Source organism: uncultured Holdemanella sp., assembly GCF_934772795.1.
GTDB lineage: Bacteria > Bacillota_I > Bacilli_A > Erysipelotrichales > Erysipelotrichaceae > Holdemanella.
This window is the reverse complement of record NZ_CAKVMR010000005.1, coordinates 1-25,810: the sequence shown is the minus strand read 5'-3', so window position 1 is coordinate 25,810 and position 25,810 is coordinate 1. Positions and strand designations below refer to the sequence as shown.

At 33.1% G+C, this 25,810-nt stretch carries 22 protein-coding genes and 1 riboswitch; of the genes, 6 read left to right on the top strand and 16 right to left on the bottom strand.

Features of this window, described 5'->3' with window-relative positions:
* Positions 1-9 precede the first annotated feature (9 nt).
* Positions 10-348, bottom strand: a complete 339-nt coding sequence (locus tag Q0F04_RS02160) for an ankyrin repeat domain-containing protein (protein WP_117924810.1) — start codon at positions 346-348, stop codon at positions 10-12.
* Between the two features lie 60 nt (positions 349-408).
* Positions 409-1,566: an AI-2E family transporter gene (locus Q0F04_RS02155; protein ID WP_295749614.1), complete on the bottom strand. Its 1,158-nt coding sequence runs from the start codon at positions 1,564-1,566 to the stop codon at positions 409-411.
* Between the two features lie 132 nt (positions 1,567-1,698).
* Here Q0F04_RS02155 and Q0F04_RS02150 point away from each other — a divergent pair, with 132 nt between their 5' ends.
* On the top strand, positions 1,699-3,312 hold the full coding sequence (locus Q0F04_RS02150; protein ID WP_295749611.1) for a CTP synthase: 1,614 nt from the start codon (positions 1,699-1,701) through the stop codon (positions 3,310-3,312).
* Between the two features lie 13 nt (positions 3,313-3,325).
* Here the strand turns inward: Q0F04_RS02150 and Q0F04_RS02145 are convergent, their stop codons facing one another.
* The gene (locus tag Q0F04_RS02145; RefSeq protein WP_295749608.1) at positions 3,326-3,601 is read right to left on the bottom strand and encodes a hypothetical protein; all 276 of its coding nucleotides are present in this window, start codon (positions 3,599-3,601) and stop codon (positions 3,326-3,328) included.
* Positions 3,586-4,251 carry an Rpn family recombination-promoting nuclease/putative transposase gene (locus Q0F04_RS02140; protein WP_295749605.1) on the bottom strand — a complete coding sequence of 222 codons (666 nt, stop codon included), beginning with the start codon at positions 4,249-4,251 and terminating at the stop codon, positions 3,586-3,588. The genes Q0F04_RS02145 and Q0F04_RS02140 overlap by 16 nt, the downstream gene beginning before the upstream one ends.
* 138 nt (positions 4,252-4,389) lie before the next feature.
* On the opposite strand from Q0F04_RS02140, the gene Q0F04_RS02135 reads away from it, so the two are divergent.
* The 3 genes from Q0F04_RS02135 to Q0F04_RS02125 all read left to right on the top strand — a co-directional run bounded on the left by Q0F04_RS02135 (position 4,390) and on the right by Q0F04_RS02125 (position 8,907).
* Positions 4,390-6,477 carry a glutamine synthetase III gene (locus Q0F04_RS02135; protein WP_117572022.1) on the top strand — a complete coding sequence of 696 codons (2,088 nt, stop codon included), beginning with the start codon at positions 4,390-4,392 and terminating at the stop codon, positions 6,475-6,477.
* Positions 6,478-6,577: 100 nt separating this feature from the next.
* A complete protein-coding gene (locus Q0F04_RS02130; RefSeq protein ID WP_295749602.1) occupies positions 6,578-7,738 on the top strand; it encodes an amidohydrolase family protein in 1,161 nt (386 codons plus the stop codon).
* The gene (locus Q0F04_RS02125; protein ID WP_295749600.1) at positions 7,735-8,907 is read left to right on the top strand and encodes an amidohydrolase family protein; all 1,173 of its coding nucleotides are present in this window, start codon (positions 7,735-7,737) and stop codon (positions 8,905-8,907) included. Before Q0F04_RS02130 ends, Q0F04_RS02125 begins: the two co-directional genes overlap by 4 nt.
* 56 nt (positions 8,908-8,963) lie before the next feature.
* Here the strand turns inward: Q0F04_RS02125 and Q0F04_RS02120 are convergent, their stop codons facing one another.
* Positions 8,964-9,896: a hypothetical protein gene (locus Q0F04_RS02120; protein WP_295749598.1), complete on the bottom strand. Its 933-nt coding sequence runs from the start codon at positions 9,894-9,896 to the stop codon at positions 8,964-8,966.
* 10 nt (positions 9,897-9,906) lie between these two features.
* Positions 9,907-11,424: a hypothetical protein gene (locus tag Q0F04_RS02115; RefSeq protein WP_295749595.1), complete on the bottom strand. Its 1,518-nt coding sequence runs from the start codon at positions 11,422-11,424 to the stop codon at positions 9,907-9,909.
* A 119-nt stretch (positions 11,425-11,543) separates the two neighbouring features.
* Here Q0F04_RS02115 and Q0F04_RS02110 point away from each other — a divergent pair, with 119 nt between their 5' ends.
* Complete coding sequence (locus Q0F04_RS02110; RefSeq protein WP_295749592.1) at positions 11,544-12,671, top strand: hypothetical protein; 1,128 nt, start codon at positions 11,544-11,546, stop codon at positions 12,669-12,671.
* A gap of 5 nt (positions 12,672-12,676) precedes the next feature.
* Complete coding sequence (locus Q0F04_RS02105; protein WP_295749589.1) at positions 12,677-13,564, top strand: tetratricopeptide repeat protein; 888 nt, start codon at positions 12,677-12,679, stop codon at positions 13,562-13,564.
* 26 nt (positions 13,565-13,590) lie between these two features.
* Here the strand turns inward: Q0F04_RS02105 and Q0F04_RS02100 are convergent, their stop codons facing one another.
* From Q0F04_RS02100 to Q0F04_RS02055, 10 genes are all read right to left on the bottom strand, one after another.
* The gene (locus tag Q0F04_RS02100; protein WP_295749586.1) at positions 13,591-15,810 is read right to left on the bottom strand and encodes an ATP-binding protein; all 2,220 of its coding nucleotides are present in this window, start codon (positions 15,808-15,810) and stop codon (positions 13,591-13,593) included.
* Positions 15,807-17,540 carry an extracellular solute-binding protein gene (locus Q0F04_RS02095; protein WP_295749583.1) on the bottom strand — a complete coding sequence of 578 codons (1,734 nt, stop codon included), beginning with the start codon at positions 17,538-17,540 and terminating at the stop codon, positions 15,807-15,809. Before Q0F04_RS02095 ends, Q0F04_RS02100 begins: the two co-directional genes overlap by 4 nt.
* 81 nt (positions 17,541-17,621) lie before the next feature.
* A riboswitch (cyclic di-GMP riboswitch) is annotated at positions 17,622-17,717 on the bottom strand.
* Positions 17,718-17,776: 59 nt separating this feature from the next.
* Positions 17,777-18,640, bottom strand: coding sequence for a nucleotidyl transferase AbiEii/AbiGii toxin family protein (locus tag Q0F04_RS02090; protein ID WP_295749580.1), 864 nt, complete (start codon positions 18,638-18,640; stop codon positions 17,777-17,779).
* Positions 18,624-19,220, bottom strand: coding sequence for a hypothetical protein (locus tag Q0F04_RS02085; RefSeq protein WP_295749577.1), 597 nt, complete (start codon positions 19,218-19,220; stop codon positions 18,624-18,626). Before Q0F04_RS02085 ends, Q0F04_RS02090 begins: the two co-directional genes overlap by 17 nt.
* Positions 19,221-19,368: 148 nt before the next feature.
* Positions 19,369-20,361, bottom strand: coding sequence for an IS1595 family transposase (locus Q0F04_RS02080; RefSeq protein WP_295749575.1), 993 nt, complete (start codon positions 20,359-20,361; stop codon positions 19,369-19,371).
* 138 nt (positions 20,362-20,499) lie between these two features.
* Positions 20,500-21,768 (bottom strand): HAMP domain-containing sensor histidine kinase, encoded by a 1,269-nt coding sequence (locus Q0F04_RS02075; RefSeq protein WP_295749572.1) that lies wholly within the window; start codon positions 21,766-21,768, stop codon positions 20,500-20,502.
* The gene (locus Q0F04_RS02070; RefSeq protein WP_295564684.1) at positions 21,765-22,406 is read right to left on the bottom strand and encodes a response regulator transcription factor; all 642 of its coding nucleotides are present in this window, start codon (positions 22,404-22,406) and stop codon (positions 21,765-21,767) included. Before Q0F04_RS02070 ends, Q0F04_RS02075 begins: the two co-directional genes overlap by 4 nt.
* Positions 22,407-22,408: 2 nt before the next feature.
* Entirely contained in the window at positions 22,409-23,773 is a 1,365-nt protein-coding gene (locus Q0F04_RS02065; protein WP_295749569.1) for an ABC transporter permease, read from the bottom strand.
* A 1-nt stretch (position 23,774) separates the two neighbouring features.
* The gene (locus Q0F04_RS02060) at positions 23,775-24,410 is read right to left on the bottom strand and encodes an ABC transporter ATP-binding protein (RefSeq protein WP_295749566.1); all 636 of its coding nucleotides are present in this window, start codon (positions 24,408-24,410) and stop codon (positions 23,775-23,777) included.
* A gap of 14 nt (positions 24,411-24,424) precedes the next feature.
* Positions 24,425-25,519, bottom strand: coding sequence for an ABC transporter permease (locus Q0F04_RS02055; RefSeq protein WP_295749707.1), 1,095 nt, complete (start codon positions 25,517-25,519; stop codon positions 24,425-24,427).
* Between the last annotated feature and the right edge of the window lie 291 nt (positions 25,520-25,810).

Below are 25,810 nucleotides of genomic sequence, written 5' to 3'. Positions count from 1 at the left end.
TATCTCCTTTTAGTGCGTGCTGCAAAACCTTTGGGGATAGTAGCCAAAGCCTTTTTTTGGTTCAAAATGTTTAGGAACAATACCACGAAATACAAGTGGACGTATCATTTGACCAATCCCTCTTTCAAGCGCAAAACCTAAAGCTTCTTGTTTTTGAATGGCTCCGGCATCAATTAAAATATTTACAATTTCTTCATTTCCAATGCTGATAGCATGCATCAAAATAGGATATCCATTAAATACCCAGCTTGGACTGGCCCCAAGTTCTAGGCAGTTTTCAACTCCTTGTACATCTTCTTTCCATACAGCATCTAATAAATCCATAGCTAATCTTTTTTCTGCGTTCATATTGTACCCTTCTTTCTATACTCAAAGGATACAACTTATATAGACATTATTTATGTCAAATTAATCGGATACTTCTTTTACTTTTTGAAGTTTGGTTAATACATCTTCACTTACTAATTGATAAATGCATGAACAGATTGGAATAAAAATAATGATTCCAATAATTCCTGCCACATTTGCTCCAATGGTAATAGCTACAATGATATACATAGGTGGAAAGCCTACCGACTTACCTACAACGTGCGGATAGATAAAGTTTCCTTCGATTTGTTGAATGCAGATAAACATCACAATAAAGGTAAATCCTTGTACTGGGGATGTCATCGCAATAAAGAATGTACATAGTAAAGCAGCAACCAAGGCGCCAAACATAGGCACAAGGGCTCCAATGCCTACAACCAAGCCTATTAAAAACGCATAAGGAATCTTCATGATCAAAGATCCTGCAGTAACTAAACTAGCTAAAATCAAGCATTCCAAACAAGTTCCGCCTACATAGCTCGTGAAAATACGAATAATCAGTTTTAATACGTGGCGTATTTTTTCATAGTCCTTTTCTGGAAGATAGGCCTTTAATAAAGATTTTGTTTCACGAACCACTTGTTTTTTATTAAACAACAATAGAAACGAGAATACAATGGCGATGAATGCTTGCGCAAACCAAGAAAATGTAGTGGATAAAATCGTAAAGATGGATCCAAATATGTCGTTGGCTCCTCCGGATACTAACCAGGAACTGATTTTTTTACTAACATTATCAATCGCAAATGTACTAAAGGCATTGATATCTAAGTGTTGTAAAAAGTCATGAACAACATCTACGTGTTTTGTGATGTCTAAAAGCCAGATATAGAATTCATAGATCATTTGTGGAAAGTTTGACACCAACAATTGAATGGAGAATAAAATCTTAGGTATGACTATACCGACAAAGGCGGCAAATACGGCAAACACAATGAGGATGGCTAAAATATTGGATAGGACTCTTTTGATTTTTGTATCTTTAATATCAAACCATTTGATCAAATAGCGCATGAGATTATTCGATATGATATTAAACACAAAGGCAAGTCCAGCGCCAAATAAAAATGGCAGACACATTGTTCCAATCCATGCCATAAAATCAACGATTTTTTCAAAATAATAGATGACCATGCCAATCAATAAAGTAAAAATAATGAGTCTTTGGTACATTTTTTCTTTTTCATGTAGGTCCATCAAAACCACCTCAAATCGAATTTATTATACTATCTTTTATATTGAAAATCATTTTTTTAAATTTTTTATTTACATCTTTTTTTCATAGGTGTAAAATTGCCGAGTTAAAAGAAAAAAGTAGAGGTGAAACAAATGAGTACAAAGTACATTTTCGTAACAGGAGGTGTTGTTTCTGGTCTAGGTAAAGGTATCAGTGCAGCTAGTCTTGGCCGTCTTTTAAAGTCCCGCGGCTACAAAGTAACAAGTCAAAAGCTCGATCCCTATATCAATGTGGATCCAGGAACCATGTCCCCTTTTCAACATGGTGAAGTATATGTCACAGATGATGGATTAGAAGCCGACCTGGATCTAGGTCATTATGAGCGTTTTATTGATGAAAACCTACACACATATTCTAACCTTACCACTGGACGTGTCTATTGGAATGTCATTAATAAAGAGCGTGATGGAAAATATCTTGGTGAAACCGTTCAGGTTATCCCTCATATTACCAATGAAATCAAGAGTTTCGTAATTCGTGCTGGAGAACATGCAGCTGCCGATGTCGTAATTACCGAAATTGGTGGTACGACTGGCGATATTGAAAGCTTACCATTTCTAGAATCTATTCGTCAGGTTGCCTTAGAGGTTGGCCGTAAAAACTGTTTATTTATCCATGTCACTTACATTCCTTATATTTCAGGTTCACAGGAATATAAATCAAAACCAACGCAACATTCTGTAAAAGAATTACAATCTTATGGTATCAACCCAGATATCATTGTGGCACGTTGTGATGAAACCATTCCGCAGTCTGTATTAGACAAAATTTCATTGTTCTGTAATGTTGAAAAACGTTGTGTTATCCAAAATAAGACACTTCCTTCTCTATATGAAGTACCATTTATGTTAGAAGAACAAAATCTTGCAGATATCGTCTGTGAAAAGACGGGTCTTGAAATTCGTAAGCCAGATTTAAGTGAGTGGCAACAAGTTGTCGATAACATTAAGGCAAGCACAAAACCTGTAAATATTGCCTTAGTTGGTAAATATGTAGCTTTACACGATGCGTATTTATCTGTCAGTGAAGCCTTGTATCATGGTGGTTTTGAAAATCATGCCAAAGTCAACATTCAGTGGATTGATTCAGAAGGCTTAGAAAATGCCAACTTAGATGAAGTCTTTAAAGATACTGATGGAATCATCTTACCAGGTGGTTTTGGCGATCGTGGTATTGAAGGTATGATCAGTGTGGCTACTTATGCAAGACAAAAACAAATTCCTTATTTAGGCATCTGTTTAGGTATGCAGATTGCGGCCATTGCCTTTGCGCGTAGTGCTTTAGGTTTTGAAGATGCCAACTCTTATGAGTTTGATCCACAAAGTAAACATACCATCATTGATTTCATGGAAGATCAAAGTAATGATATTCGTAAAGGTGGAACGATGCGTTTAGGATCTTATCCATGTTCATTAAGGGCAGATACAAATATTTGGGCTTGCTACAAAAAAGATATGATTGATGAAAGACATCGTCATCGTTATGAATTCAACAATGACTATCGCTCTGAATTTGAACGTAACGATATGATGATTGTAGGTACAAGTCCAGATAAACAATTAGTGGAAGCAATTGAATATAAAAATCACCCATTCTATATTGGTGTACAATATCATCCTGAATTTAAATCTAGACCAAACCGTCCACACCCATTGTTTGTTGGTTTAATTAAGGCAAGTCTAGAAAACAAAGAAAGTCACAAATAGTGACTTTTCTTTTTTATAGATACTTTTTAATTACATCCACAGACATATTCAATAGTGTAGCCATTGCTTTTACATCCATTGTACTAGAAAGACGAAGGATCATGTCTTGAATCTGTTTCTCTGCTGCATCCGCTCTTTTCGTTTCAAGTTCAGTTTGTTTATTTGCTTCTTCAAATTTCTTTTCAACTTCTTCTTTTGCTTTTTGAGCTTCTTCAAGTTCAAGCTGTAGTTCAATTCGTTCTTCATTTTCATGTAGTTTTTGAAAATCTTCTATTATTTTCTTCCACAATCATCCGATATCGTTTCTACACGCTTCTCTAACATTTGAATCACCCCATCCTTCTCTATCATCACCTTAATTTTACTATCATCCAATCCTTTATGGCAATTCAAAAAGTAATAAATCATTTTCTCCTGTTCATTCATGTCTTCAAGTGGTTTATTTAAATCCATTTTTGGCATTTCTATTGTCATTAACTTCATACGATCTTCTTTTTTTTCTTTTACTAGAGGTAAATCACCATCACATTTCAATCTGAATGTATTACATATATTGTCATTTTCAACAATATTCACATTAAAGAAAATCATTACAATAGTTTCCTTTAATCGACCGTAGCTCTTTCCTTCCATGTCTTGTGAACCATGAAGCCTAGCCAAATAATAAGTAAATCGATTCATTAAATTATCTTTGGTTTGTCTTAACTGCATTTCTAAATCTACTGTTGTTCGATCATCAAATTCGACCAATAGATCCAAACGAGGACTTTTCATTTTAGTATAGTCTTTTACCATTTCTGAATTCTTTACAACAACACTATTCACCTTCCTTTCTAAAAATACCGTGAGTAATGATTTTAAGGCATCATTGGCCTCCTTACAATCTTCGCCAAAGACATACTTAAAGGCGAAATCATTTAATAAATTTGCGCTACGCATGAGCACCTCTTTTCTAGTAGGCATTTCCTACATACTCATATACGTAAAAAAATGGAGTTTTTTTGAAAAAAAGAAAATTTCTTCAAAACATTTGTGAAAATAATGATATTATATACGCGACAGGAGGATACTAGAAAAATGAAAATTGTCGATGAATATTTTGGATGTGACGTATTCAGTACATCTGCTATGCAAAGATATTTGCCTCATGCCGTCTACAAACAAATGATGGATGTGATGGAAAAAGGAAAGGAACTTCCTAAAGAAATCGCAGATGTAGTCGCAAATGCCATGAAAGACTGGGCTATGGATAAGGGTGCAACTCACTATACGCACTGGTTCCAGCCAATGACAGGAATTACTGCCGAAAAGCATGATGCGTTTATCAATCCAACAGGGCCAACATCTGTTATTTCAGATTTTAGAGGAAAAGAATTAATTAAAGGTGAACCCGATGCCTCAAGTTTTCCAAGTGGAGGATTGCGTGCCACATTCGAAGCCAGAGGATATACCGCATGGGATCCAACTTCTCTAGCTTTTGTCAAAGAAAAGACTTTATATATTCCAACTTTATTCTGTTCTTACGATGGTAGTGCTTTAGATAAGAAAACACCATTATTAAGAAGTAATGATGCCTTAAATAAAGCAGCCGTTCGTTTATTGAATATTATGGGTTATAACATTCATAAAATTAAAACAACTGTAGGACCCGAACAAGAATATTTTTTGATTGATGAAGAGATGTTTAAAAATCGTCTAGACCTATTGGTTACAGGAAGAACATTATTTGGTGCAGCACCTGTAAAAGGGCAAGAATTAGATGATCACTATTTTGGTAGTTTGTCTGAACGTGTAAAAGCCTATATGGAAGAAGTGGATGAAGAACTTTGGAAATTAGGTGTGTATGCCAAGACAGAACACAAAGAGGTAGCTCCATGCCAGTTTGAATTAGCGCCCGTATTTACATCAACAAATATTGCGAATGACCAAAACCAATTGACTATGGAAGTTCTACAAAAAGTTGCTTCTCATCATGGATTGGTATGTTTACTACATGAAAAGCCATTTGATGGTGTCAATGGTAGTGGTAAACACAACAACTGGTCTTTCTGTACAGAAGAGGGCGAAAATATTCTAGAACCTGGTGATTCTCCAAAAGACAATATTCGTTTCTTAACTGTTCTAGCTGCCATCATCAAAGGTGTAGATGAATACCAGGATTTATTAAGAATCTCAGTTGCGAGCGCTGGAAATGACCACCGTTTAGGTGCCGATGAAGCTCCACCAGCTATTATCTCTATCTATTTAGGTGAAGAATTAACAGCTATCCTTGAAGCCATTGAAGCTGGAAACGAATATGTAGATACAATCGATCGTAAATTGGAATTAGGCGTTTCTACCCTTCCTCCAATCGCAAAAGATTCTACAGACCGTAACCGTACTTCTCCATTCGCATTTACAGGTAATAAATTCGAATTCAGAATGCTTGGATCCAACTTAAACATTTCTTGTCCAAACACTATTTTAAATACAATCGTTGCTGAAGAATTAACACAGTTTGCGGACGAATTGGAATGTGTAAAACAAGAAGATATGACAAAGGCCTTGATTGCGTTGATTCAAAAGACATTAAGAAATCATAAACGTATCATCTTCTCTGGAAATGGATATTCAGATGAATGGAAAAAGGAAGCACAAAAACGTGGCTTATTAGAACTTAAGACAACGGCGGATGCACTTCCTCACTATACAGATCCTAAAAATCTACAATTGTTTGAAAAACACAATGTATATTCAGCTAGTGAATTGCATGCACGTGAAAGTATCCTACTTACAAACTACTATCAAGTCGTTCAAATTGAAGCAAAGACTATGGCTTATATGTTAAGAAAACAAATCTTACCAGCTATCTTTAGTTATGAAGCTAAACTAGCTCAAATCATTCAAACAAAGAAATCAAGTGGTATTGATGCTCCATTAGAAGTTAAAATCTTAAAAAACATCAATACACCTTTAGAATTAGTATCTAATCATCTAGATACATTAGAAACATTAATCAACAAAGCAACCACAACGGAAAAACAAGCTGCTCGTTTTGCGGCCGATGAATTACTTCCATTGATGGAAACGATTCGTCAATTGACAGATGTAATTGAAACCAATGTTTCTAAAGAAGACTGGCCTTTACCAGACTATAATGACATTTTATTTAAATCCATGCTTTAGGGAATCCAAGGATTCCCTTTTTTCTTTTTCATTTATTTTCTGAAACCACTTGCATAATTCTCTTTCAAGGTTCATAATCACTTAAAAAGGAGTTTTAATTATGAGTAAATTAGTCGTACACGCAAAAACAATGATTGATGGTGTGAGTGATGCACCAAAAAAGGATCAATTGATTTCAATGGAAGATGGAAAAATCGTTTCCATTGAAGACTATCATGAAACAAATGAAGATGTGATTCATGCCAATGTCGTTACACCTGGCTTCTTTAACTGCCACGTTCATATCATGGAACCTGTTGGTTTTGGAACCGATAAAAAATTTAGCTTGATGGAAAAAGCTTTCTATACACAAAAACACTGTGAAGACTATCTTCACTCGGGTGTTACTTTTATTCGTGTTTTAGGTACTGCCAACGATTACGATATGCAGGTTCGCGATTGTATTGATTCTGGATTGATTCAAGGACCACATATGTTGTGTGCTGGAAGATGCATTTGTATGACAGGCGGTCATGGTTGGCAAGATGGAATTGAAGCCGATGGAGTCGATGAATGTCGAAAAGCAGCTCGTACGCTTTTAAAAGAAGGTGTAGATTTAATTAAGATCATGGCAACGGGTGGTGTTATGACCAAAGGTGTTGAACCAGGAAGTGCTCAATTAACACAAGAAGAAATGGCTGTCATTATTGAAGAAGCCCATAAAGCCGGAAGAAAAACAGCGACCCATGCCCAAGGAACACAAGGTATTAAAAATGCGCTATATGCCGGTATTGATTCGATTGAACACGGAATCTTCTTAGATCAAGAATGTTTGGATTTTATGAAAGAACACGGCACATATTTAGTACCTACTTTAGTTGCTCCTCAATGTATTGTTGAAAATGGTATTGAAGCCGGTATTGCTGACTACATGGTTAAAAAGGCAATCTATGTAAAGGATGCGCACGTAGAAAGTTTTAAAAAGGCTTATGCCCAAGGATTAAAGATTGCCCTAGGTACAGATGGTGGTACCCCATTCAATTACCACAACAACACCGCTTATGAAATGGAATTAATGGAAAAATACGGTGTAGATCGTATGGATATTTTAAAGATTGCGACACACAATTCAGCTGATTGTCTAGGTGTCTTAGATGAGTATGGAACTTTAGAAGTGGGTAAACATGCCGATCTAGTTTGTCTAGAAGAAAATCCATTGGATGATATTTCAAACGTTCGTAAGATTGATAAAGTCATTAAAGATGGAGTGATTGTAAAGTGACAAAGCTATATATTCATGCCCAAACTTTAATCGATGGTATTAGTGATACACCTAAGTATGATCAATTAATTACAGTTGAAGATGATAAAATCATTCAAATTGAAGATTATTATGAAATCAATGAAGATGTCATTCATGAAAATGTTGTGACACCTGGTTTCTTCAATTGTCACGTACACATTTTGTATCCGGTTGGATTTGGCGAAAATAAAGAATTCACCTTAATGGAAAAAGCTTTCTATGCCCAAAAACACTGTAAAGAATATCTAGAATCGGGTGTTACCTTTATTCGTGTTGTTGGAACAGAAGAAAACTATGACCTACAAGTTAAAGAGGCCATTGAAAATCATGTGATTGAAGGACCCCACATGTATTGTGCAGGTAAAGTCATTTGTATGACAGGCGGTCATGGATGGCAAGAAGGTATTGAAGCTGATGGTAAAGATGCATGTTTAAAAGCCGTTCGTACTCAGCTTAGAAGTGGTGTGGATCTTATTAAAATGATGGCTACAGGAGGCGTTATGACCAAGGGCGTTGAGCCTGGTAATGCCCAGTTTACTGTCGATGAAATGAAGGTCATGATTGAAGAGGCTCATAAGGCAGGAAGAAAAACGGCTACGCATGCGCAAGGTTTACAAGGTATTAAAAACGCTTTATATGCAGGTATTGATTCCATTGAACATGGTTGTTTTTTAGATGATGAATGTCTTGAACTTATGAAAGAACAAAACACATTCTTAGTTCCTACCCTTTGTGCTCCTCAATGCATTATCGATAAGGGTGTAGAAAATGGTGTAGCCCAATATATGGTGGATAAGACATTAAAAGTCAAAGATGCGCATGTTGAAAGTGTAAAAAAGGCATACGAAAAAGGTATTCAGATTGCCTTAGGTACCGATGCAGGTACGCCATTTAATTATCATTCAAATACAGCTTATGAAATGGAGCTTTTATCTAAACTCAACATTTCAAATATGGATATCCTAAAGATGGCAACGATCAATTCCGCAAGATGTGTTGGCGTTGAAAAAGACTATGGTTCGATTGAAGTGGGTAAAAAAGCGGATTTCGTTTGTTTAAACGAGAATCCTTTAGAGAACATTTCAAATGTTAGAAAGATCAATCGAGTCATTCAATCTGGAAGAATTGTAGTACAAAATACAAGATAAGAACTTTCCTATCCATTTAAAACCACATGAAAAGGTAGAAATCTAATTTTCGATTTCTACCTTTTCATTTTTGACTGATAATATTGCAATGTCATACCTGTTAAATATGGCATTGGCATTTTATATATAGCTTTTTTAAATAATTCCGTCGTCCTTGGATCGAATTCTTCTAACTTTGGAAAAAATGCAATCAAATGCTCAGTCATACGACATGTTTCAATACATTCAAGAATGCGTTCCATTTTAAATGAATCAAACACATCTTCACTCTTTTTAAAATGATCAAATAACGCATGAACATCTGGATCTGTATCATCATATCCGTTGTAAAAAATAGATAAATAACTTTCTGGTTTCAAGAACTCGGGTGCAATTAATTCATAATCTAAACGTGTGTTCGCAATCGCATCCATATATGGAATTGAATCATAATATACAATAGCTTCTCCATCAGTATCGTCTGGCATTAAATAATCAAATGTATAGTATGTCCAGAAGTTAAATAATGGATTTGTTTCTAAACTTCTAAGATCCAAGCCATACTTTTGGGCTCGCATTTGAACAACCATTGGATCAATGGCACCACAACTCCGTATAAATCCAATTAGACAAAGAATTGGTTTCTCTTGTTTTTCTTTTTGATCAAAATCCACGAGTTTTAAAGCTTCCACAACATTTTTCTTCAGCTCATCTGGAATTTCATCCTCAAACAACAAATATTTTCGATAAAGCGCCACCTTTTCGAATGGCATACTATGAACATCCACTTCTTTAAAATTGTTTTCAACAATTCGCTTTAAAAGTTTTAGTTCTTTTACTGTACAAACATCGACAATATTTTCTGGTGTATATTGTTGAATGATTAGCTCAACCATTTGTTTACGAGTAATTTTGTCATAAAACACATCATCCGGAAAACAAATCCGAAAAAAATGATTGTATACAGATTCTTTTGGATAATGATTGATTTCTTGTAATAATGAGCTCATACTCCCTCTTCTAATTCATCTTTTTTGGCAACAACGAATAAATCTTTTGTCCATAACTATAATCTTCAAATGCCTTTGAAACCAGTTCTTGGCTAAGCTGCATATCTGCCGTTGAAATAAAGCCATCATAAATGATCATTGAATTAAATGGCATAATGGCTGTTTGTATCAACATTGGTGTTTTTTCAGCTGGAATAAACTGATCTAAATTTTCATTTAAACCTTTAACCATATAGTTGATGCCTTCATCATTTAAGACTGTATAGTTCTTTTCATAAACGGCCAATAAGAAGTTTTTGCGCATGCCATATTTAAAATCTTTTATAATATTCAAATTACGATATGTTAGATTCAAAGGATTCTTTTGAACATAATCATCAATAAAACGATCTTTTCCCTTCCAGAACACTTCAATAACATTCACTAGTTCATCGGGTTCAATATAATTATTTGGATCTATTTTCTTATTTGGGATTATGTTTTCTTGTTGATTCACATAATCTAAGACACTAAAGTATAACTTATAGAATAGCCGAGTATCTTTTTGATCTAAATACGCATAAGTTTGTTTCTCATTTAAAGCACGAAGCTTATCATTAAAAGACACATGTTCATGTGCTTCTTTATAGCCTTTCATACTCAGTCCATAATAGTTTGGCAATGAAATTTGTACCACAGCTTTGCGATAACGTTTTGTCAAAGAATCGGAGAATCCATTAAACAATGGAATTAAATCAATCTTTTCTTCATTTACAGTGCCACGAAGTAAATTGTTGAATAAGTCATCTTTAAATTTTGTGATGTCCGCCACTTCTTTTTTAACGGCTGTAAAGAACTTCTTAATATCTGGATTTGTCGCATCAAAACCATGATAGAAAATAGAAATGTAGCTATCTCGATCCAAGAATTTCGGTTCGAATCTTTCGCGTTGAATACGACAATTGCGAATATCATACAAAAGATCATTATAATCCCAGTATACATATTCATTCGCAAAACTGTCATCAATCAAACGATAATCCTCTTTAAGATACGCCCAGAAATTGAAGAGTTCCCCTTCAATAATGGCTTTATAATCGTATGCACAAGCCATACATACAGCTTGAATCAAAGATGGTTCAATAATGCCGAATGCTCGTATGATTCCAAGAATGACAAGGCTTGGTTCATCTTTTTCTGCCTTTTGATCCAAATCAATATCTTTAACAGCTAATTTGACATTCTTTTTGAATTCTTCGGGTAATTCTTTATCAAAATATAAAAACTTAGAGCTTAATGCATGTCTTTCAAAGCGATAGCGATCGTCTTCTAAGTCTTGGTTGCGTAATAATCTTCTTAATGCCTTTAATTCCCATGTTGTGCAAATAGAAACTAAATATTCAGGGGTATAGGTTTCAATCATACGTTCAAACATTTCTTTTCTTGTCATGGAATCATAGTCCCAATAATCGTTTTGACATGTTCTTTTATAATAATCAAAAACCTTTTCTTTACTATAACGATTTGCGTGTTCTAATAATCGTACCAAATAAACTCCTCCTTCTTCAATCAAATTTTAAAATCTTCATATGATTGTTATAATTATTATAGTATGTAATCAAAAAAATTTGAACCTATGTGTTAGAATTATACCTAAGAGGAAAAAGTATGCGCATTATTGAATTTATTAAACGATTATTTCATCGTGAAAAACCAATTGAGATCAAACAAAAGAATGATTTAAATCCACCAAAAAAAATGAAACAAACGTATGTCGCAAAATCAACAAATTATTTAGATGAACAATTGGATTTATTCAAAACAATCCAACCCGGACACCTTGTCTTTTGTCGTATGCCAGTGTGCGAAGACAATTTGGTAGATATCAATAGCCCCCATCGCATTCGTCCGTATTTGATTATCAAAAAGGATAAAGACTATTTATATGGGTATGCAGGAAGCACAAAGAAAAAGAATCCAAAGATTCAATATACTTTAAAAGATGGACATAAAGATAAGAAAACAGGTGCTTTTAGCGATTCCTATCTGTATTTAAACAATGTGTATCGAATTCCCATTCAAAATATCAAGGGAATTTTAAAACAGGTCTCAAACAAAGATTTAATTCAAATTCAAAGAAAGATTCAATTATTGAAAAATAGTGATGTACAACATATTGAAGGATTTGAAAACATTGAATTTACATTTGAAATAGGAGATATAGTGGAATATAAATCTTCCCTTTACTTTTTATCAAAAATTCAAGGCGATAAAATATATGGATATGTTTGTTCAAAAACAAATGGTGATATTGAATTAAAAGGTTTAAATCTATTCATTAATACAGATATAGAAAGAAAAATCGAGCCAAATCCACATAGTTTAAAATATGTTTTTAACACGAATGTGAATCGCTATGTGAATAAACAGTTAAAAAAAGAAAACAAAGAAGTATTGAAATTAAAAGAAGATGTTTACGTTTCTAAAAATGTACAATACTACAATTATTATCCACTAGGAACCATATTAAGAGATATGAATACAGATGAAGAAATTGTATATTTATTTAATTATCGCAAACGCCCCTATTGTGCAAGGCTAGAAGAAATGTATAATGATAATTATTCAGTTTGGCAATATAGTCCCAAATATTATTGTGTGGAGGATGAATTAACTGAAAATGGTATAAAAGAGATGTTGGAGGGTTTCTTAAGCAAGAAATCACGGAATAAAGAGATCAACAAGCCTTTTATTCCAATTTTTGAAATCGAATATAAGAAAGTAAAGAAGGTTTAGATAGTATGGCATTCACAATTGAAAGTGCAAAACAAGTTCTAGATGATTATTATGATTTGGTACATCCCAAATTTGAGGATGATATTCAATTTATACATGCCCTAGACTTTTTAATCCAAGAAACAAACAATCCAGAATATATGGTGGAACTGGGTGGTTGGTATTATGGTCAAAAGCAGTTCGATCTTGCGGAAGACTATTATTTAATGGCCGCTAAATTAAACTATGTAGATGCCTATGAATGTTTAGGCTACATCTACTATTATGGACGTGTCGGTCAGCCCGATTATGAGAAGGCCTTTCACTACTATAAGCTAGCCAGTGATCAAGGAAATATCGTGGCAGCCTATAAACTAGCAGATATGTATAAGAATGGCTATTATGTACAGAAGGATTATCCAAAGTATGTACAAATTATCAAAGGCTTATATCCTTTACTTCAAGGTGCAACAAATACGTTTGATCCTGTTCCCGAAGTCTATTCTAGACTGGCCAAGATCTATGTCGAAGAAGGCAATGAAGATCAAGCCATTCAATTGTTGTTGATTGCGAAAGAATTTCAGTCTCAAAGACTGATCTATTCGGATTTCTTTGGTGATCTTACTATCATGAAACATATCGTTCTTGATTTATATTCTCTCATTCAATTTGATGCAGACTATATGGATCTATTTGACTTATATTACGTTCTACAAAAGCCTTGTAAACTCGCCTTAGAAATTAATGGAGAGGATCACATTATCGAAGCCAAATATGAAGATGGTTTATTCTATATCTCCATGGATGATAAAAACTATGAAGATGTCGATCAATTCTTTCAGAATGCCATGATCCATGATGAGCCTTTATATAGTCAATATGTAAATGTGAACTATATAGAAATGTTAGATTAAAACAAAAACACTCAAGCGAGTGTCTTTTATCTTACCAAAATATTTAAAATTGTTTTTTCCAAGACTTTCATTTCAACAGGTTTTGATACATGGGCATTCATACCGGCTGCCAAAGATTTTTGAATATCTTCTGAAAAAGCATTTGCGGTCATTGCGATAATTGGAATCGTTTTAGCACATGAATGATTTGAATTACGAATAGCTTTTGTAGCTTCATATCCATTCATATTTGGCATTTGAACATCCATCAATATGACATCATATTCTTGTGGTTTAGATTGTTTGAATGCATCTAGAACCTTTTGTCCATCTTCACAAATTGTGCATGTTGCACCTTCAATCTTTAAAAGTTCACATAAGATTTCTGCATTAAGCACATTATCTTCTGCGCACAAGAAATTCATACCTTTTAATACATGTACATCTTGTTTTTCTTTATTATGCATATTCATAGTTGTTTCTTTCGCAATCTTTAAATCTAAAAGAATTGTAAAACAACTTCCCTTGCCTTTTATACTTTCGACATCGATTGTTCCACCCATAGCTTCAATCAAATTTTTGGTGATAGCCATACCTAGACCAGTTCCTTGAATCTTATTGGTCATACTGTTTTCTTCACGGGTAAACGCATCAAATATCTTTTCTTTAAATGCATCACTCATGCCCATACCATTATCAATAACTTGGATTCGGTATTTGGCATATACATTCGAATGACTTTCACATTCTTCAATAATTAATTGAATCTTACCACCTTCATGCGTATATTTGATCGCATTGGACAATAGATTATTCAAAATTTGTGTTAAATGAACGACATCTCCGTTCACCCATTTGTGCTCAATATTTTTACTTGTGATCACAAAAGATTGATACTTGACACTTGTCTGTGGACGGAACACGGCATTCACTTCTTGTATCATTTCTGAAATAGAGAAGTCCATATTATTTAATGTCGTTTGTCCTGTTTCAATTTTACTCATATCTAACACATCATTTATAATGCCTAGCAAATGTTTAGAAGATACATCTATCTTTCTAGCATATTCCCTTACTTTTTCTTCATTATCCGCATCATGCTCAATTAATGCCGTCATACCAACGATCGCATTCATTGGCGTACGAATATCATGGGACATATTGGCTAAGAAAAGACTTTTCGATTGACTCGCATCACGCGCCACTTCAAAAGCTTGTTCTGCTGCTTGTTTAGCCTGTCTTAATTCACCATTGATTGTTTCAAGTTTGGCCGTATTTTCTCTTTCCTTTTGAATCGCTTCCCGCTGATTCTTTTTTAATACAGATACAATAGCGAATATGTAACAAGATGCAGCTACAATCGAAAATACTATGATGAATCGTATCACAAAATTGACAAGTTTGACTGTATTGGTAGCTACATATTTTGCGGGCACCAAAAACAATAAGGTCCATTGCGTATTATCCATTTGTTTCAAAGCATAGAAATATTCTGTTCCATCAAGTATCGCATTTGAATAGCTTGATCCGGTTTCATTCAATTTTTTCTGTGTTTCTTCGAATGAAGAATTATGAAGATATTCCATCTTTTTAAGAACATTGAAGACATTATGTCCTTTAATCAATTCAAACTCATTGCCATTAAACAACTTAAAACCATTATTGTCTAAGACATATACACTATTGTGTTTATCATATGCATCACAACCAAAATATGCATTCAACATACTCATATCTTGATACATTCCATAATAATTCATGACAACTAGTCCATGATCACTTTCAAGATATAATGGTTCATCTAGTTTTTTTAAAAAAACCATTTGACTCGAATTGCTCATCATTGAACTAGACACATAGCTAATCTGGTCTAAGTCATCTAATAAATAGTCACAATCTCTTAGTAATCCGACACTTCCTTCTTTTGTATAATACTTACCATCTGTATCCACTCCTATCAGTGTAATTTTGGATGCGCTATAATTCGATATTTCACTTGACTTTTCCATATTTAAAGTAAATTCATCTAATGTCTGAATATCTTTTGTCAATAAACGATTGCACTGTACACTAACTTCATTCCATTTAGAATCCATCACATCTTCTAAGTTATGAAACATTTGGTGTGTAACTTCTTCCATCTGAGACAATCGCTCCTTATAAATTACATCTTGAATATAAGTTTGATATAAAAGCACAAATGCGAGTACCATGATCAAAATGGTGATAAAACTTCCAAATACAACTCTCTTTACTGATTTTGTCATTGTGCATCGGCCTCACTTAATGTTTTATATCGTGAAAAGAAGGTCTTGGCTGCATCCATTCCCACAACACCACTATCTTCTAATTCTAAATCCCTATCAGCTCCACAGATGGCCACTTTATAGGTTTGATTATCTTTTAATTTCTTATTTTTAATCAATACATAAGGATAGGTCTTACCTGTTTCATACTTGTCATAGCCTTCTTTATGAAGTTCCTTAATTTCCTTACCTGTTAACTTTACCGTTTGAATCGTACCATACCAACTTGTAGGAAGAATCGTACAAAGATCTTGTTCAGCAATGTCTTGCGCATAAAGCTTTCCATTTACACCATCACTATTTTGATCCTTACTATTTCCACGTATCCATTTCCCTAATGAAATCAATGAAGCATCACTGTCAGTAGCTTCCATAAAACATTGTCCAATCAACTTTGCACAACTCTTTTGCGAAATCATTTCTGTAGTTTTCGTGATTACATCTGGTTTATGATTCACTACACTTTCTTGATCAACATCAAGTTGTTTTATGACATCTTCAATGCTTGCCTCATTTTGAATATACTCCAGCATACGATATCCTGTATTCACTAAAGTGTTCTCCCATCCAGCATAAATTAGTGGTGCCGTATTGCCTTTATTAATATCGTCGGCTATATCCGCATAATATGTGTCTTTTGCGTTCCAATCTTTAAAAGGTAAAATAGAAGCCTTTAATGTGGAATCATCATATAAAGCCTGTATTCCTTCTACAGAAGATAAAATTCCCATGACTTTTAATGCGTCTTCCAATTTTTGTGGGTCCTTCTCTAATTTTTTACTTAAGCCATGAAATCGAGAGATATTTAAAATATATACGTTTTGACTGCCATCCTTTGAAATATATGGCATTAAGCCGTAGTTATCCTTTGTGTCGTCCGTTTCACCAATGCTATTTTTACTTCCCAAAAGAAACAATGTGTTTCCTTCCATAAATTCTTGGCGTGTTAAATCATCATCTTGAGGATTCTTACTTAAAGAAAACATACCTAATTCTTTCCACTTCTTAATGTATTCCATACAGTCAAGCATTTCTTTAGTGTTACTAATATTCGCTTTACCTGATAAATAATCAAGTTGCCACCGTTTACCTTGTAAAGTTCCTAAAAAACCAGTATCGGCAATATTACACATATATTGAAAGCCATAACCCGGATATTCAATTTGACATAGCGCAAATTGTACCCCAGCTTCTTTAGCTTTCTTTGACAATTCTTCTAATTCACCATAATTTGTAGGTAAAGACCACCCATACTTTTCAAACAATGTTTTATTATATGTGATTCCCAAACAACTATAGGCGGATGGCAACATATAAATAGCACCATTATCCGAAACTTCCTGTAATCTTGATTCCACATAATTATCTGTAAAGCCATAACCAGATAGATCAATTAATTTATCACTCATATCATTCACATGTGGATCATAGATAGTTTGTGTACAAATATCCGGCAAATCATTCGCTGCAGACATATTCTGTAAATAAGTTGTCGTATTGGCACCTGAATAAGAAACAATTTTTAAATTGATTTCCGGATACTTTTCATGTACCAGTTTTTCAAATTTGTCACAATCCAAATATGGAGCCATGATTGTGATAGCTTCGTGTTCACTTGAAAAATTTGTCCTAACACAACCCGTTAGACAAGACAGTGCTACAATTGCACTTAATATTTTTTTGAATTTCATAATCCATTACCCTAATTTCTTCAAACAAAAAAGGAAGTTCACGCAAAATAACATGGAAACTTCCTAAACAAATTGCACAAATGTTGCAACCGGCTAGCATGACTATAATATTCATCATAGTTTTAGCTCCATATGGCTTTGCGTCCTTACCTTTCGATAAGTTTGCTCTTAATTTATATGTTTAATTATACAATTTATACCTACATTAAAACAAGAAAAAATATTAAGAATCTATTTTATACATTACTTAATTGTGATGTGATTGAGATAAAGAATTCTTTACTCCAGATATCCAATATACTCGTATCTGTAATGAACGGTAAAACATCTTTTTTCGCATCATTAAAATCTATTTCATTAAATCTTGCGATCAATAGCGCCTTCACAAAGTCCACATCAAATTTATCTTCTTGAGATATATAGTGAGATTCGTTTAATTTTTCTCTTAAATGATCCAAATTAAATTTTGTATTTCTTGTTAGATAGAAAACATAATCATATAAATCCCTACCTTTTACTCTAGATTTCCATGAACGACAAATAACCGCATGTATCTTTCCAGAAAATAAGGAAGCTTCATCATACAGTTTAATACTATAAGGCATTGGTAATAAGCGATATTTTGTTTCATATGTGGCAAGACTTGCAGGCATGGTATCTATTTCAAATTTAATTTTCACTTTTTCGTTTTTATTTATGCCAGTAACTAAATCATTTGGATAAAACAATAAGAATTGTTCAATTGTATCACCTTTTAGAAAAGCAGATTGTATGGCAGAATCTAAAGTTTTATGTTTAATTTCAACCTCCACATTTAAACCGAATGATTGTACAATCCGTTTTAAAGACGGAACGTATGTACTAAGATCAAAGTCTTTGTTTTTCATCATTAATGAAAAATCTAAATCTTCAGAAAAACGGTCAAGTCCATAAAATATTCTTAATGCAGTACCGCCATAAAATGCGGCCACATCAAAGAATCCAGCTTTACTCAAAGCACAAAGTGTAATTTCTTGCATAACTTCTTTAACAACATTTCGCTTTTCTTCATTGTTTTTTGGTTGATACGCCTCAACCATTTGTTCAAGAATTGTTTTCATCTAGATCTCCTAATACTTTTTTTAAGTATTTCATATTTGTAGATCCATAGTTATCACAGAGTGTATATAAAACATTAAAATCTAGTTTTTTTAAGACATCCATATCCATACGTAAATCATTAAATAATAAATCATACATATCTTTCTTATTACGCACTACTTTTAAAGTATATAACTTATCACATAATGCTTTTTCAGGTGTTGCCATTACATATGAATAATCTTGTTCTTGAAAAATTTGTAAACAATAAGGATAAATATTTGCTGGTACATCTCGATATGTATAAGTACCAAAATCATTTTTATACAATTTCTTTTTACCCTTACCAAAAGTTGCGCTTGTATATGTATAGACTGCTTCAGGTATAAGGCCATAATATGCTAAGGCATAATCAAATGATAAATATGATGGTGAATAAATCGCATTCGCAACAACATAGCCAGGTGCATTTTTATTTGTCTCATACAAATTTTTAGTCAACTTAATAATTTCTTTATTATCACTCATCCGTTTAATTTTAATATCTTTAGCCTTATAATCCGTTAGACTTTCCTTCAACATTTCATATGTAACTATCATGTTTTCACCTCTCACTAACATTTTATGTTAGTATGAGGTGAAATTCAACAAATTTTAACTATAAATCTACTATAAGACCTATTATAAAGATCCAATGTGAAAACATTATTAACTTCCAAAATATTTTGTGAGTACCCATCTGATAACCCTAGGCATTTTCCAATCCTCTAGCCGTGGCATATTGGTCCATTGAATCACGAATCATTTTTCGGGTGGCTATGCTGGATTGCATTATATAATTCTTGATTTTATCCAGGATTGATTTGCAGCTTCTGTGGTTGAATCTCCATTCGAATTCAGAATAATATAAGGGCAACATTCTTTTGGTAACACCATGGAATCTATCAATAAACTGACTGTTTAAATTGGATATAATCTTGTTTAGAAAGTATAATCGATGGTTATCATTGTCATAGTCAATTGCTTCATTGTTTACTTCCATTCTATTCTTTAAGATGTTGTATGTCGTTTTACCGTCAGTATTCAATTTTCTCTCTTTAGACATTATTACGTACTTCTCAAAATATTCCTCAACAATCTTGCTTGAATCTGTTGCCACTTCCTGCATCTTTACAAAACATGGATATTGGTTCTCTTGCTCTGTTGCAAGCACTATTAAAAAGGGCTGTTTATCAGTACCAAGCCCTCGCTTTCCGTTATGTGATGGAGCTCCTGTATAGGCTACATCGGATTCATAAAAATTCGAATCCAAAAATTTCTTTGAATTCGAATTTTTCATAAGTATACGAGCTTTAGTCTGTAATAAGCAGGCTGTTTTATAATTGACCTTCAATTCTTTAGAAAGTTCCAAACTAGAAATACCATTACTTGCCGTAAAGATTAGAAACAAACCGTACAATAAAACGTTTAATGGCAGTTTGTTATCCTGAAAGATCGTATTGGATAACAATCTTTCATCATGTTTGCAGTTAGCACAACGATAGCAGTTCTTGGTTTTCATAAAATAGTAGTGAGTACAGCCACATTTTTCGCAATAGTAGCCAGTAGGCCATTTAATGTCAAAGAAAAACTTACGACAAGCATCTAAATTTGTGTAATATTGAACAATGAAATCAGAAGTAGATATATAGTCTCCACGACCACTAACAGACAAACGTTTATTGTTTCTTTTGTAATACATAACTAGCACCATCCTTTGTACAAGGATATAGTACCTGCTAAATTGACAATATCGATGTCTATTTAGTGTATAGGGTTGTTAGATGGGTACTCACAAAATATTTTTAAATATAAATTAAAAGATCCTCATAATAAGGATCTAATGTTTCAATTGAATCTTAAAGATAAATTCTTCATCTTTAATCTTTTCATATGGAATTTTATAGTTATCCAATAAATTTCGAACAATATATAAACCTAGACCATTTCCTTTAGGTTGGGTTGAATCTTGTTTGTTTTGAATATAGAACCAGTCTTGTTCGATTCCAATATGAACAGTATCCTTTTCATGCGTGTAGTTGATCGCATTACTTATTAGGTTGGATAAAATTATATTTAGAGCTGTCTTACCAATATACATTGTTTCATCTTGCAGATCATTTTGAATATGCAATTCCTTTTGATGAATCAATACATCATATTTTTGAAGTACACTACTTAATTCATCCTTGATACAAACCACTTCTTCATCGTCTTTTAGATTTTCAATGGAATATACAGATAAGATTTGTTGGATATTCTTCGTTAAGTGATCGACTAAATCAATACAGTCATCAATATAAACATCTCTATTTTTATATTTACCCACATTGTATTTCATATTTTCTAAGATAATTTTAAGACTTGCCAAAGGCGTTTTTAATTCGTGGCTCGCTCCTTTAAAAAAGTCGTATTTTATTTTCTCTAATCTTAAAATCTCTTTATTTTTAAATTCAAGATTTGAAATCGAATCAAGAAGTGTTTCATACAAATCATTGATTTGTGCCTTCAACTGACCAATTTCATCACTCGAATCAATTTCTAGACGAGCCTTCTTATCTAATGCCATCATTTGATCGGTTACACTCTTGATTTCAACTACATGATTTTTAATGGATTTAGCATACACCAAAGAGACAATGGCCGAAAAGCATAGGGATATAATTAAAGAGTAAGGAAGAAATTGTAGACTTAGATTTTTAGCTTGGCTTTGCATATCAGCTGTTGAAACAAATTGAAGATGAATCTTTTCACCAGTATCCAGCTTTAATTCTCTTTCTTCAATAATCAAAGAGTTATTAGAACTCTTTAAGTCGACATTTAAATCATTCTTGATTTCTACTTCATTTGATGAAGTATTCTTTTTAATAAACGCTTTGATTTCATTGGTGTTGGAATAAAAATCTAAAGCTTGTTCAATATAGTCAACAGATTTACCATTTAAGTTTTCTGTAATTTCATTGGCCTTAGTATAGATTTCTTCTTTTCTTACATCCAAATAGGTTCTAGGAAAAATCAAATATACAAAGAGATGGATAAACAAGACAATAATTGCGATGACGCTGAATGTTTGTATACATATTTTAGGAAATATCTTTAAGTTTTTCATGATTTCTCCAATTTGTAGCCCACATTACGAATGGTCGTAATACAATCTAAACCTAGTTTCTTACGTAATTCTTTAATATATACATCAATAACACGATCATAAGGAACGTCTTCACTTTCCTTCCATACATGATCTAGAATTTGAGCTCTAGATAATGCGATACCTGCATTATCTAAAAGGTATTTTAAGATTTCTAGTTCTTTGGCATTGATATCGATCATTTTGCCATCTATTTTGGCTGTATAGCTTTTGAAATTCACACAAACATTTTTATATTCAAAAATATCTTGTTTTTGAAGAAGCGCATCAATACGAGCTTTTAATACAGGTAGTGAAAATGGTTTTTCAATATAGCCATCCGCTAAGTTTGTATAGGCATCAATTTTGAATTCTTCATTGCTGAAAGCCGTTAAGATTAAAACAGGCAAATCACTTTCTTTACGAATTTCTTTTAATACGTCCAATCCATTGATATATGGAATTTGAATGTCCAATATCACCAAATGAATATCTGTATTAAACTTTTCCAATGCCTCTTTACCATCTTTTGCCTGAATAATACTATATCCAGACTCCGATAAGAATTCACTCAATCCCTCGCGAATCAGTGTATCATCTTCCACTACCAATATTTTCATATCTACTCTTCCTCATTTAATAATTCTTTGCAGTTCTTGTTTAACAAATGCATTGTAGAAACAACGAGTGCAACTAACATTACAATTGACATAAATATAATAACATACACCATATATTTTGGTTCAACAGTTGCATCAATATGTGTCAACATCTTATTAAAGCCATCCACTTCAGCTCCACCACCAAGTTGATTTGAAGCGGATTCTTTGGCAATTTCTTTGGCAACACCCGTACTTACATTGTTCAATACTTTTGCACCTAAACTCGATGCAGTTTTACTAGCTATAAAATACGCAAAGATATAGGCTGGAATGGTTACCATACATAGTTCTAGAACAAATTGAATAAAGATTTTCGTTTTAGAAATACCTAAAGCCATTAAGATTGCGATTTCTTTTCTCCTTGCATTCATCCACATAAGCAACAATAAAGTGACAACGATACCCGCAAAGATCAAAGATCCAATAAACATTTTATTTGCGACACTATACATACCACGTATTGATTTTTGTAGAGCTGGATAATTCGATGTACTTTTTACTAAGACATACTCATTCCAGTTGATATCTAATTTTCTTAGATTTTTAATGACTTGATCCAAGTCTTTATTCCCATTTACAAAGAATGTGGCATCTTGATATACAGCTGTCTTTGGTGTATTGCCATAAACTTTGGCAGCCGTATCCAAATCCGTGATTAGATTATTTTCATATAATTCTTGTGCAGCTGTAACACCACCTTGATTATGACCATCAAATAAACCCTTAATGGTTACTTCTACTGTTTCATCCGCACCCTTTTCATTATCTGCATCATAGATATTTGAGCGTAGATAAAGCTTATCCCCCACTTTTAAATGGTTCTTTGCCGCTAAATCTTTATGCATCAAGATTTGATGTTTATCTTTACTATTTAGATGCTTACCCTCGACCAATTTATAGGCACCCGATACAAACTTTGTTTCTTTTTTTGATTCATTGACTCCAGTAAGCATCACGGTTGATTTAAACTTAGAAAGACGCTCCTTATTTTCATTTGAAGTTAAAACAATATCATGATCGACTAAGTCAGCTACACTATTGATTCTTTTCACATAGGAATCAATGTCTTTAGAAGCACAAATCTTTTCAATATCCTTGCCTTTTACATTGCCTGCACCTCTAGGCGTACCAAAATTGACTTGGCGATTGATTTCCATTGTAAAACTATTGGTAATCGAGCCTAATGATGTATTGGACGCTTTGTTTGTCGCATCTTTAATAGATAGTCCGACTAGACAAAGGCTTGACATAATTAGAACAACAAGAAATAGAATGATTGACTTCACACTTTTTCGAGTTACATATTTAAATGCATTCTTAAACATTCTATTTCCCCCTCTTCTTTAACTTTTTATCTTTTAATTCATATACAACATCAGCGGCATCTGCTACCTCTTTACTATGTGTCACAACAATCACACACTTATTTCTTTCTTTAGCACGAGCTTTTAAAATATCAATAATTTCACTAGCCGTATCACTATCTAGATTTCCCGTTGGCTCATCCGCTAAAATAATCGGTGCGCTACTTACAAGTGCACGGGCAATCGCAACTCTTTGTTGCTGACCACCCGATAGTTTCATTACACTACGATTGATTTGGGATTGTTCAAGCCCTAAATCTAAAAGAATGGAAGGCGAAGCTTTAGAATTGACTAAGCGTACATTTTCTAATGGTGTTAAATAATCAATCAAATTGTAGTTTTGAAATACTAGACAAATATGATTCTTACGATGATTTGTATATCCCGTTTTTGAAATATCTTTTCCTTCAAATAAAATTTCACCAGAGTCTGGCTCATCAAGTCCGGCTAGTAAAGATAATAAGGTTGATTTACCAGCACCTGACTTTCCAATAATCGCATAAAATTTTCCGCACTCAAAGCTTTGATTCACTTCAAATAAAACATGTTCTAATTTTGTGTAACCATACGTTACATCTTTTATTTCTAATATACTCATAAGTAAATTTTCTCCTAACTCAATTTCGATAATATTTCTCTTGGCTTTTTGATCATGATCATAAGACTCGCGATTAGTACAGAAACGATAATAATACTCATCAACAAGCCATAGCTCAACAAAAAGCTTGATACTTGATTAAAAACCAAACTTATAACACATACTACAATTCCTAAAGGAATGGATATAAAGATAAGTTCTAAAACAAACTGGAAAATAATTTCAATCTTACTTTTACCTATAGACAACAAGATACCAATTTCATGGATGCGATCTCTTAGCCATAGAACTAATACCAGAGATAACACAACAAGTCCACACGCAATGATGGAAAAAGATAGAATTTGAATCATGTGCTTCATACTTTGTACAGATTCTAAAGATGATTGATAGGCATTCGTATCTTTAGATACAACATATTCACTTGATGGATATAAGGATTGAACTTGTTTAAACGTAGTTTTATCCTTAGAAAATACAGTCATCTTATTAACCAGATTTGAATTTAAAGAATGATAATCTACAAATACGGTATTCTCACTTAAATCGGAAGATAAACCTGTATATGTTTCATGTTTCTTACCTTCAAAAATACCTTTGATTGTATAAGTATGTGAATTCAAACATATTGTATCCCCTACTTTTAAATGATTCTTTTTAGCTAGATCCGAATGAATAAGAATAAAGTTTTTATCCTTAGAATCAATATTTTTTCCGGAAGTTAAAGTAAACACGCCACTACGAAATAAAACATGTTTTGAAGTGTTATTTGTTCCAACTACTGAAACCACATTCTTATATTCTTCAGGTAAAGAATCCAGTGTTACACCCTGCTTAATAGAAACGACCTTAGCATCTTCTAACTTAGAAACAAATTCATATTCATACACTGAATTTTCAAAAGATGTATGTTCAAATTCAGAACCATCTTTTTTTTGTATTACAATCGAACTATGACTTGCAGAATATAAAGACCGTTCCAATTGTGCATTGTATGAAAGTATACTCAAACATCCATAAAGACTGATCAAGATCACCATAAGTATCAAAAACAAGATACCCGTTCTTACTTTCTTTCTTGTGATATATGCATAAGCATTATGTATCAAAATAACCAACTCCTTATCCGACACTATACTAGCAATCATTTATGAAATGTGTATGAAATAAAGTCATAAATTTAAAAAAGTATATTCTTGCATAAAGCCAAATAGAAAAACCACTGGATACAGTGATCACTCTCAATTAATTCGTTTCAAAAAACACTAGTAATCCTTGGTGGGGTGAACTAGTGTCTTTTACATTTTTCTACGATAATTAATGTAAATTTTATATCTAATTTTCAATTATCCGCATAAACACTATACATTCAAGCATTTTGAAGTATAGAAAAACACTCA

What these genes read in the sequence shown, in the direction of transcription:
- Q0F04_RS02160 (WP_117924810.1), bottom strand. Translation starts at nt 348, where the DNA reads ATGAACGCAGAAAAAAGATTAGCTATGGATTTATTAGATGCTGTATGG.
- Q0F04_RS02155 (WP_295749614.1), bottom strand. Translation starts at nt 1,566, where the DNA reads ATGGACCTACATGAAAAAGAAAAAATGTACCAAAGACTCATTATTTTT.
- Q0F04_RS02150 (WP_295749611.1), top strand. Translation starts at nt 1,699, where the DNA reads ATGAGTACAAAGTACATTTTCGTAACAGGAGGTGTTGTTTCTGGTCTA.
- Q0F04_RS02140 (WP_295749605.1), bottom strand. Translation starts at nt 4,251, where the DNA reads ATGCGTAGCGCAAATTTATTAAATGATTTCGCCTTTAAGTATGTCTTT.
- Q0F04_RS02135 (WP_117572022.1), top strand. Translation starts at nt 4,390, where the DNA reads ATGAAAATTGTCGATGAATATTTTGGATGTGACGTATTCAGTACATCT.
- Q0F04_RS02130 (WP_295749602.1), top strand. Translation starts at nt 6,578, where the DNA reads ATGAGTAAATTAGTCGTACACGCAAAAACAATGATTGATGGTGTGAGT.
- Q0F04_RS02120 (WP_295749598.1), bottom strand. Translation starts at nt 9,896, where the DNA reads ATGAGCTCATTATTACAAGAAATCAATCATTATCCAAAAGAATCTGTA.
- Q0F04_RS02110 (WP_295749592.1), top strand. Translation starts at nt 11,544, where the DNA reads ATGCGCATTATTGAATTTATTAAACGATTATTTCATCGTGAAAAACCA.
- Q0F04_RS02105 (WP_295749589.1), top strand. Translation starts at nt 12,677, where the DNA reads ATGGCATTCACAATTGAAAGTGCAAAACAAGTTCTAGATGATTATTAT.
- Q0F04_RS02100 (WP_295749586.1), bottom strand. Translation starts at nt 15,810, where the DNA reads ATGACAAAATCAGTAAAGAGAGTTGTATTTGGAAGTTTTATCACCATT.
- Q0F04_RS02095 (WP_295749583.1), bottom strand. Translation starts at nt 17,540, where the DNA reads ATGAAATTCAAAAAAATATTAAGTGCAATTGTAGCACTGTCTTGTCTA.
- Q0F04_RS02090 (WP_295749580.1), bottom strand. Translation starts at nt 18,640, where the DNA reads ATGAAAACAATTCTTGAACAAATGGTTGAGGCGTATCAACCAAAAAAC.
- Q0F04_RS02085 (WP_295749577.1), bottom strand. Translation starts at nt 19,220, where the DNA reads ATGATAGTTACATATGAAATGTTGAAGGAAAGTCTAACGGATTATAAG.
- Q0F04_RS02080 (WP_295749575.1), bottom strand. Translation starts at nt 20,361, where the DNA reads ATGTATTACAAAAGAAACAATAAACGTTTGTCTGTTAGTGGTCGTGGA.
- Q0F04_RS02075 (WP_295749572.1), bottom strand. Translation starts at nt 21,768, where the DNA reads ATGAAAAACTTAAAGATATTTCCTAAAATATGTATACAAACATTCAGC.
- Q0F04_RS02070 (WP_295564684.1), bottom strand. Translation starts at nt 22,406, where the DNA reads ATGAAAATATTGGTAGTGGAAGATGATACACTGATTCGCGAGGGATTG.
- Q0F04_RS02065 (WP_295749569.1), bottom strand. Translation starts at nt 23,773, where the DNA reads ATGTTTAAGAATGCATTTAAATATGTAACTCGAAAAAGTGTGAAGTCA.
- Q0F04_RS02060 (WP_295749566.1), bottom strand. Translation starts at nt 24,410, where the DNA reads ATGAGTATATTAGAAATAAAAGATGTAACGTATGGTTACACAAAATTA.